General features: G+C 40.0%; 6 protein-coding genes and 1 pseudogene. 6 read left to right on the forward strand and 1 reads right to left on the reverse strand.

Annotation, left to right across the window (positions count from 1 at the left end; all coding sequences use genetic code 11):
• Positions 1-836, forward strand: an 836-nt coding sequence (locus tag AAC037_RS11750) for a membrane dipeptidase (protein ID WP_339903179.1), incomplete at its 5' end; no start/stop codon positions are given.
• A 152-nt stretch (positions 837-988) separates the two neighbouring features.
• A complete protein-coding gene (locus AAC037_RS11755; protein WP_339903180.1) occupies positions 989-1,735 on the forward strand; it encodes a glucosamine-6-phosphate deaminase in 747 nt (248 codons plus the stop codon).
• A 145-nt stretch (positions 1,736-1,880) separates the two neighbouring features.
• Here the strand turns inward: AAC037_RS11755 and AAC037_RS11760 are convergent, their stop codons facing one another.
• Positions 1,881-2,900 (reverse strand): LacI family DNA-binding transcriptional regulator, encoded by a 1,020-nt coding sequence (locus tag AAC037_RS11760; RefSeq protein ID WP_339903181.1) that lies wholly within the window; start codon positions 2,898-2,900, stop codon positions 1,881-1,883.
• Between the two features lie 729 nt (positions 2,901-3,629).
• Here AAC037_RS11760 and AAC037_RS11765 point away from each other — a divergent pair.
• The 4 genes and pseudogenes from AAC037_RS11765 to AAC037_RS11780 all read left to right on the forward strand — a co-directional run.
• Entirely contained in the window at positions 3,630-4,325 is a 696-nt protein-coding gene (locus AAC037_RS11765; RefSeq protein WP_339903182.1) for a sigma-70 family RNA polymerase sigma factor, read from the forward strand.
• Positions 4,326-4,470: 145 nt separating this feature from the next.
• Positions 4,471-5,505, forward strand: coding sequence for a FecR domain-containing protein (locus AAC037_RS11770; protein ID WP_339903183.1), 1,035 nt, complete (start codon positions 4,471-4,473; stop codon positions 5,503-5,505).
• 249 nt (positions 5,506-5,754) lie between these two features.
• The gene (locus AAC037_RS11775) at positions 5,755-9,189 is read left to right on the forward strand and encodes a SusC/RagA family TonB-linked outer membrane protein (protein WP_339903184.1); all 3,435 of its coding nucleotides are present in this window, start codon (positions 5,755-5,757) and stop codon (positions 9,187-9,189) included.
• Positions 9,190-9,239: 50 nt separating this feature from the next.
• Positions 9,240-9,505, forward strand: a pseudogene (locus AAC037_RS11780) (SusD/RagB family nutrient-binding outer membrane lipoprotein); the annotation flags it as partial.

Genomic DNA, 9,505 nt, shown 5'->3' on the forward strand with positions numbered 1-9,505 from the left:
ATTGGATGAAGGATGTTTTAATAAAAGCGGTTACCCCTGAAGACATTTTGTTGGCCAAAGAACAAAATAAGCACTCACTTTATTTTACCGGAAACGGTGTGCCCCTTCCTCAGGATTGGGTTTCTGTAGAAGAGGAGCTTCGCTATATCAGGGTGTTTTTTCAATTGGGAATTCGGATGATGCACCTCACCTATAACAGGAGGAACATGATAGGGGATGGTTGTGGAGAGCCCAATGATGCCGGGTTGAGTGACTTTGGAAGGGCAGTGGTTAAAGAAATGAATAGGGTTGGTGTCATTGTGGATATTTCGCATTCCGGATGGCAAACCAGCTTGGATGCAGCCAAATTTTCTGACAAACCTATGGTAGCCAGCCACAGCACAGTTAATTCATTGTATCCACATTTTCGTGCCAAGCCGGACAATGTAATCAAGGCCATAGCAGATACTGATGGGTATATGGGGATTTGTTGTATTCCTTGGTATCTGGGAGGTTCAGGAGATATCGCCTCCTTGATGCAACACATAGATTATATGGTCAAGAAGTTTGGGCCCGACCGAGTGGCCATAGGTACAGATGTCGCTCATAATTCCCAGTATGCTTCAGAGGAAAATAAGAAAATACCTGCTTATCGAAAACCTAGAAACCGATGGGAAGCTTTATGGCCTGATCCCGAAAAGGAGTTTACTACCAGCAAAGAAATGACCCAAAGTCTGGCTTGGACAAATTGGCCTTTATTTACTGTAGGCATGGTTCAAATGGGCTATTCGGAGGAGACCATCCGGAAAATATTAAGTGGTAATGTATTGCGGGTGGCCAGGGCTGCTTTAAAATAAATAGGTGTTCTATGACCGGGATTTCCCCGGTCTTATTTAATGGTTTCCGGCCTATGTATTGTAGGGTACGGTACCGAATATATTTAGATGATTAACCTTAGCCTAGGCTGACCAAATGTTAGTGTTTTTTTATTTACCTTAATTTAAATTATATGATAATATTTCAATCTGAGAATCCGAAAGCGCTTGGAAACTTAGCAGGAGAGGAAGCAGCTCCTCTGATCAGAGAAGCGATTGCAAAGAAAGGCAAAGCAAATTTAATATTAGCCACCGGTACCAGCCAATTTGAAACCATTTCCAGGCTTTTGGATGAAGAAATTGATTGGAGCAAAGTGACGGTTTTTCATTTGGATGAATACATAGGAATTCCGATTAGCCATCCGGCAAGCTTTAGGAAATACCTGAAGGAAAGATTTGTAGATAAGGTAGGAAACCTGGGAGCCATACACTATATCAATGGAGAAAATGATCCTGAAGAAGAATGCAAAAGGCTGGCGTCCTTAATCTCAGATAAAGACATAGATGTGGCCTTTGTAGGCATAGGTGAAAATGGCCACTTGGCTTTCAATGATCCCCCTGCAGACTTTGATACCCAAACACCCTATCTTGTGGTAGACCTGGATGAGCCATGCAGAAAACAACAAATGAATGAGGGATGGTTTGAAAAGATGGAGGATGTTCCGGCCCAAGCTATCAGCATGTCCATTCAACAGATCATGAAATCCAAACACATCATATGCTCAGTACCTGATGAGCGGAAAGCTAAAGCCGTTCAAGCTTGTCTGGAAGGTGAAGTGAGTAATTTAAACCCCTCAAGTATTTTGCAAGAGCATGCGTCCTGCAGCATTTTCTTGGATGATGCATCGGCCTCCTTATTATCCAAGCCAATACAGAAATAAACCACTAACTCCAAACCGTGTCCAAAGGTCGATTAAAGATCTTGGGATGCGGTTTTGTTTAGGTGTTTCTAGCATTTCTTTATCAAGCTACTTTTTCTTTTGATAATTAAGCCCTATCGTTTTAGCTTTTAGGCAAATTACCTTTTTAAATTTTGGGGAATGACCGCATAGTGGATTCTCGAATAATTAATTTCCCCGGTAAAATAACCTCCTTGGGGACTAAATTTTCTTTCTGTATATGTTTGAGGAGCAATTCACAAGCCATGTTTCCTATTTCAAAGGCAGATTCAGATACTGTGGTTAGGGTAGGGGTAATTAGGGTGCAGATGGGGTCGTTGGTAAAGCCAACCACACCAAAGTCCTTTCCTATTTGAATGTTTTGCTTTTTAAGTTCAACCATGGCCCCTATGGCTTTTCGGTCATTTACCGCAAAAATGGCATCCGGCTTTTTGGACTTGGCCATGAGCTTTTGAAGGTCCTTAGCACCACATTCTTGTGAAAACCCGTTGTGAATAATCCATTTTTTTTTGACCGGTAGGTTGTGGTGTTCCAGGGCATTTAGGTATCCATTGAGCCTGTTTTGGGTAAACATCTGGTCTTTTGGCCCGGTGATATGGGCTATTTTGCTAAACCCTTGAGAGATCAGATGAGATGTGGCCTCAAAAGCGCCATTATAATCGTCCTGCTTTACTTTCGAAGCATCAAGACTGTTGGTCCGGTCAAAGAATACCACGGGCACCCCTTTGTCCATAATTTTATGAATAGGATCGTAATTACTAGCGCAGGTAGAGATAAGTATTCCATCTAGTCCGGATAGGATAAGGTTGTTCAGGATCTGGTATTCCCTTTCCTCGGAGTCATTGGTTAGATAGAGGACAATATTGTAATTGTAATCATAAGCAATTTTCTGTATACCGGTAATGACCGTTGAAAAATAATAGTTGGTGATGAAGGGAATGATAACCCCGATATTGTTGGTTTTTCCCTGAGAAAGCCCTCTGGCATTGTAGTTTGGTTTATAATTAAGCTCCCTGGCTTTTTCAAGGACCAACTGTTTGGTTTCTAGGCTCACATCATAAGCGTCCCGTAAAGCTCTGGATACTGTGGAAACTGAAATATTCAGTTCGCGTGCAATGTCTTTTATAGTTATCGTATGGCGTAACATTCACTTTTAATCAATAGGACCTATAATATGCTGTTTATTTTATAAATATAAAATACCATTTGTAGGGAATGGTAGTATAATGTAGAGGTAGTCCATTGAATTCATAAAGATTTGATATAAAAAATTAACGAAATAAGCCGTTGTTTTAGTGGTGGAATTGTGATTTGGCCTCGCCATTCAACACCCGAATCAGCAATATTATACTTAGAAAAGGAAAAAATCAGGCGCAAAACTTTTATTTAACAGAATAACAACCTAAATTTTACTAAGCTTGAAGAATGGGATGATTTAAAGATAAAAAATCACCTTAACAATTGGGCGTTTAGTAAATCAATGCTTGAGATTTTTGGAGAATTAAGGATCCTCGGAAAATTTCTAAAGCACTCAATTTTGTCTTTTCAAAAAGAAATAGGTTGTGAAGGACAAGTCTTATTCATAGGGTAAGATTAATTTGTCGATTCACCTTCAGCCTATTTCTGGTTCAGTTTACAATGCCCAAGTCCTAATTGATTTAAAACAACATTAAATTCGATAAATGTATGTGCATATGCATTGCCTGATAAGAAATATAGCCAACAGAAATCTTGAAACAGGGAGTAATCTTAATTCCTACGATCAATGTTAATGGTTTAATAATACTCTTGTCAATTTTGTATGCATTTGATACGTTTTTTGAGCTAAACTATAAATGTTATCCTGCTGCTTTATAATGGTAGGGTTATTATTCATATGGAGTTATCCGGTGGGGAAAATAGAGACTTTCAATTGACACTTGCTCATGGAGAAAAGAACACAAAAGTAAAGGGTTCTTTTGCTAAAGATGCCGGGCAGTGCAAGGAAGATGTTATACTATGGGCTGAATTTAAGTCAGGGAATGAAATGGCCTTTTCCGCTCTTTATGAACGCTATATTGTGGCATTGTTTAATTATGGAGAGATCATAACAGCCGACAAAGAATTGATTGAAGACAGCATTCATGATTTATTTGTGGAGCTTTGGAAAAACAGAAAATCTATTGCGCAAGCGGAATCTGTTCGCTACTATTTATACAAATCCCTCAAAAGAAAAATTGTTAGAAACCTGGAGAAAAAACGTAAATCTCCATTAAAAGAAAGTTTCAAAGACCATGATTTTGAAATTGTTTTGCCTCATGATTTGGGAATTATATCCGGAGAAATTACCGCTATACAGAAAGAAAATATTCTAAAAGCCCTCAATCAACTATCTAGAAAACAGAAAGAAGTAATCATATTGCGATTTTATGATGGCCTTTCATTTGCTGAAATTTCCGGTTTACTCGGCATAAGCCAAAAGTCTACCTATACCTTGGTTTATAGGGCACTTGCTTCCATGAAAGGGAGTATGGATAATAAGCTCTTGTATTTGCTTGCATTGAAGGTATATTGTGCAAGTGATTGCCTATAAATCGACCTACTTTTTCTTCTTTAATATTTTTTTTAAAATTTTATCAATTTTTTTGAGGTAATTTCCGGAACAGCCTCCCCTTATATATATACACCGGAAAATGAGAAGAATTTTCTTAGTCTTATTTTTCCTTAAAGCAATCTAGATGAAGTCAGATATTCATTCTGTTTATGACCTATTGGTAGACATTTCCTTTCTTGACTGGGTCAAAAGCCCCACTGAAGAAACGAACAGGTATTGGGAGGAATGGCAAGGAAGTAGCCCTGAAAGGAAACTTATGCTGCGAGAAGCAAAGGTGATTGCCAATGGAATAGATTTCAAAAAAACCAGCCCTGAAAATATTCGTAAAGAATTGATTTTTAAAAAGATACAAGATTCTATTCATGAGGATAGAGAAGAGCCTGCTCCAGAAAACATAAAAATGAAAGCTAAGCCGGATCGGATAATGGCTAACAACGGCTGGCTGAAATGGGCTGCGGTATTTATCGGTCTCTTGGTAATGAGTGGCATTTACTACTTTGCCTTAAACGAAAGTATGACCACGCATACGACTGCTTACGGGGAAACCAAAAGCATTGTCCTTCCTGACGGGTCTGAAATAAAACTCAATGGCAATTCTTCACTGAGCTATTCCAATAGCTGGGAGATGGGTGAGGCAAGGGATGTTTGGTTAGTAGGGGAAGCCTACTTTACCGTAAAGCATTTAGGCGTGCAAGAGAAGTTTGTTGTCCATGCCACCACCGACTTTAATGTGGAAGTTTTGGGAACGGAATTTAACGTGCTTAACCGAAAAGGAAAAACCAAGGTGGTCTTGTCTTCCGGAAAGGTCATGCTTAACCTCCAAAAAGATAGCAGCGAGGAGCGTTTGCATATGGCTCCAGGAGAAATGGCTGAATACATTCACAATGACAAGGTTTTAACAAAAAAGGAAGTAGATCCTATGGTATATACCTCCTGGAGAAACAACCGCTTGCTCTTTGAGGATACTTCTTTGAAAGAAATAAAAGCCATTCTTGAATCTACTTATGGCCTCAAGGTAATTGTAGCGGACAGCAATTTACTTGAAAAACGCTTGTATGGATCCGCGCCTAGCAATGATGTTACCTTATTGCTGGAAGGCCTGGAAAGGAGTCTGGGAAATGAGATATCGATAGAAGGAAAACTGGTCACAATCAAATAAAACAAATATAAAAGAATACCAAAGTCATTAGCTTAAGGAATCATTTGCTTGATTCAATACCATAGAATTTATCAAACCACTATATAGTACTGCCGAATAATTTTTTCATCGGAGCTTAATAACAAGGACATAAGCCTACCGAGGAAATTGTAAAATTGCTTTAACCAAAATGATCATTATCAGGGTGTTAATTTATTTAACTCTAGGGTTTGGTCAGTCACTATAACTAACAACCTAACAATTTCGAATATGAAAAAACTTAACAAAATTAAATTTTCATTGCTCGTCTTTATGATCGGGGTAATGAGTATTCAAGCCCAGGAACTCGCGCTGGGAGACGGAAATCGGGTAGTTCACGTTGGAAAGAAAGCTTCAACCAATAACTTAAAGGCTTTAATTAAAATGCTGGAACCGATGTATGAGGTTTCTATTGTCTGCAATAGTGAATTGATCCATACCAAAATTGCTTATGAGGTTACTGATCAATCAAAATCAGTAGAGGAACATCTGTCCAAATTAACCGCAATCAGCAACCTGAGTTACCACAAATTGGATGAAGGCTTCTACGTAATTGCCAACAAGGAAGAAAAAGGTGCTATCAAAAATGATGCTTTACCCGTGAATTTGCCCAATAGCGATGCCAAGCAAACTGCAAAAAAGGAGGGAGAGAGAAAAGCAAAAGCTGAGGAAGAAAATATCTCAGGTACTGTGTCTTCAGAAAATGGAGAAACCCTTCCCGGTGTTAACGTTCTTCTTAAAGGAACCAATATTGGTACCGTTACAGACATGGATGGTAAATATTCCATCACGGTCCCAAACAGTACAGGAACATTGATCTTCTCTTTCATTGGCTTTTCTTCTCAGGAAATCCCAATTTCCGGAAGAAGCATGATAGACGTGACCATGGTGGATGAATCACAAGCTCTTGGAGAAGTTGTGGTAACGGCCTTCGGTTTGGAGAGAAAAAAGGAATCATTGGTTTATTCCGTTACAGAAGTGAGAGGAGAGGAGTTTACCAAATCCAGAGAAACCAACTTAGCGAACTCCTTGACAGGAAAGATTGCCGGTGTGAATGCCACAAGTATGGCTAGTGGACCGGGTAGTTCTAGTCGGGTGGTCATCAGAGGAAACGGCTCCTTAAACGGTAATAACCAGCCCCTCTATGTGATCAATGGTATGCCCATATCCAACAGTCCTGCCACTGTAAGAGATCAAGCCAACGGAGCCACTACTGATTTGGGGGATGGGATTTCCAGTATCAACCCGGATGACATCGAATCCATAAGTGTGCTTAAGGGGGGTGCTGCAGCGGCCTTATATGGCAGTCAGGCAGCAAATGGCGTAATCCTAATAACCACCAAAAAAGGAACAAGGCAAGCAAAAGGGATTGGTATAGAGCTTAACTCCAATTTCACTTTGGGTACTATTAATATTTTCCCTGAGTATCAATATGAATATGGACAAGGAAGTCTGGGTGTTCGTCCACAAAGTCAGGGTGAAGCCATCAGTACAGGACGTTTGTCTTATGGTGAACCCATGGATGGCCAGCCATATGTGCAGTTTGATGGAGTAGAAAGGCCATATTCAGGTGTTTCTATCAAAGACAATATCAAAGCATTTTACAGAAATAGTACGAATATCGTAAATACGGTATCTTTTTCCGGAGGAAATGAATCGGTTCTTTATAGGGTGTCTGCTTCAGACCTTCAATCAGGAGCTATCGTAAAAGGGTCTACCTACGACAGGCAAACTGCCAATGTGAATTTAAAGGCTTTCTTGAGTGATAAATTGAGCTTTGATACCCAGGTGCAATACAACTATGAAGTAGGAACCAACCGTCCGGGGGTAGGCTATGTTGGAACCAACTCTGCATGGGGCGTTTATTTATTGGCCAATACGGTTGATATAACAGATTTAGCCCCGGGCTACAATCCAGAAACCGGTCAGGAAGTAGAGTGGCAACATGTAAACCAAGCCACAAACCCCTATTTCGCCAGAGACAGAATGGGGAATAAGGATGTGAAAGATAGGGGGATGGCCCAAGGAAGCATAACCTATGATCTGCTGCCCAATTTATTTATCAAAGCAGATTTTATGCGGGATTTTAGCAGCTGGAGAGAGGAAGATTATTACCCTGTAGGTACTGCCTTTAGACCTTTGGGTACTTACCGCTCACAAGAAGAACTTCGAACTCGGTCTAACGGCCGAGTGATTGCCAACTACAACACTACTTTTGGTAATGGCATCAACCTAGCTGCAATGGTTGGGGGCAATTTGGAAAGAGATATTTTGGATGTTTCCAACCTTGTAGGTTCTGAATACATCATTCCCGATTGGATCAGTCCTGTTAACCTGAATATTCTGGCTCCTTCCAAAGGTTTTTACCGAACAGGTACCAATTCGGTTTTCAGCTCCTTGGATTTTAACCTCAAAGAAACTTACTATTTAAGTATCACAGGTAGACAAGATCAGTTTTCTACCCTGAACCCCGGAAACAATAAAATCTTTTACCCTTCTGTAGGAGGTAGTGTGATTTTATCCAATGCTTTTGATCTTCCGGATGCGATTAGCTTTGCGAAGTTAAGAGGTTCTTGGGCTCAGGTAGGTTCTGCCACGGTGGATGCCTATGCCATCAATCAGTTGTACGGCTTCCGATTGGGAGGTCACTTGGGAGTACCAGTGCAGACTTCAAGCTCTGCCATTTCAAATCCTGAATTAAGACCTTTGACTTCCACTACTTCTGAAATAGGTTTTGATGCGCAGTTTTTCGACAATAGGTTTGGCATAGATTTCACCCTTTATAGCAAAATTAATCAGGATGACATCGTTTCCACCGATATAGCCCCTTCTTCAGGAGCTACCTCTACCTTATTGAATGTAGGAGAAATTAGCAATAAAGGGATAGAGTTGCTTCTGACCGGTAATCCCATAAGAACATCTGTATTCTCTTGGAATGTAAGTTATAACCTTGCTTACAATAAAAACAGGGTGCTTACCCTCGCTCCGGGTCAGGCCACCGGTAACAGTAGCTTATTGGGCAAAGATTCTAGTACTCGTTTTGGAAGAAGTTACGAATATACAGAAGATGGAATTAGGGTATATAATAGCGTAAGTGGCTATGCCATGCGAGGACCAACAATGCCGTTGGGGATAGGTGTTCCTCCTTATACCATGGGTTTTGAAAACACCTTTACTTACAAAAACTTCTCTTTAAATGCGCTTATCGATGCCAAATTTGGAAATAAATTTTTCTCTCAGGCCAAACAATACATGTGGAGGTTTGGCTTGCTTAAGGAAACCTTACCCGGAAGAGACAATGGGCTGACCGTGGAGGGTGTTGATGAAAATGGAGATGCCTTTACCAAAACATGGCCTGCCAGCTTTATGTCTACTTATTATAACAATGATGGACAGTATGCTACCAACTTTATGATCGATGGGAGTTTTGTGAAATTAAGAAGCGTGGTATTGAATTATAACATACCGGTAGAGAAATTACAATTTGTGAATTTGACTACCGCCCAAATATCATTGGTGGCCAGAAACCTTGCCATTCTTTACAGAAATTCAGATCATTTTGATCCTGAACAAGGGTCTGATCCTAATAGCAACTCCCAAAATTTTTCCGGAGTAATGCTTCCAAGAACTAGAGAGATAGGTTTTAATTTAAGGATTGCTTTTTAATGAAGAGCAGTCTGCAGTTCACCAATTTATTTCTTAAACAATATGATATTATGAAAAAGTATTCAAATATATATTTAATTAGTCTTGCTATAGCTTTAATAGCCATGACTTCCTGTAATGACTTTACAGATAATTTGAGCGACTTGAATAAAAACCCCAATGCTTATCAGGAGGTCATTCCCGAGTTTCTCTTTACCAATTCAATGCTGGTTGGAGTGGCATATAACTTTACCAATGGGGCAGATGGACAGCACTTTATCTTTGCTCAGGCCATGCAGCATTTTGCTACCCATTCTGAGGTAAGAGGCACTGGGGA

This window comes from uncultured Cyclobacterium sp. (assembly GCF_963976465.1).
Taxonomy (GTDB): domain Bacteria; phylum Bacteroidota; class Bacteroidia; order Cytophagales; family Cyclobacteriaceae; genus Cyclobacterium.

Coding starts and splice junctions, on each gene's coding strand:
- AAC037_RS11760 (WP_339903181.1), bottom strand. CDS start 2,900: ATGTTACGCCATACGATAACTATAAAAGACATTGCACGCGAACTGAAT.
- AAC037_RS11765 (WP_339903182.1), top strand. CDS start 3,630: ATGGAGTTATCCGGTGGGGAAAATAGAGACTTTCAATTGACACTTGCT.
- AAC037_RS11755 (WP_339903180.1), top strand. CDS start 989: ATGATAATATTTCAATCTGAGAATCCGAAAGCGCTTGGAAACTTAGCA.
- AAC037_RS11775 (WP_339903184.1), top strand. CDS start 5,755: ATGAAAAAACTTAACAAAATTAAATTTTCATTGCTCGTCTTTATGATC.
- AAC037_RS11770 (WP_339903183.1), top strand. CDS start 4,471: ATGAAGTCAGATATTCATTCTGTTTATGACCTATTGGTAGACATTTCC.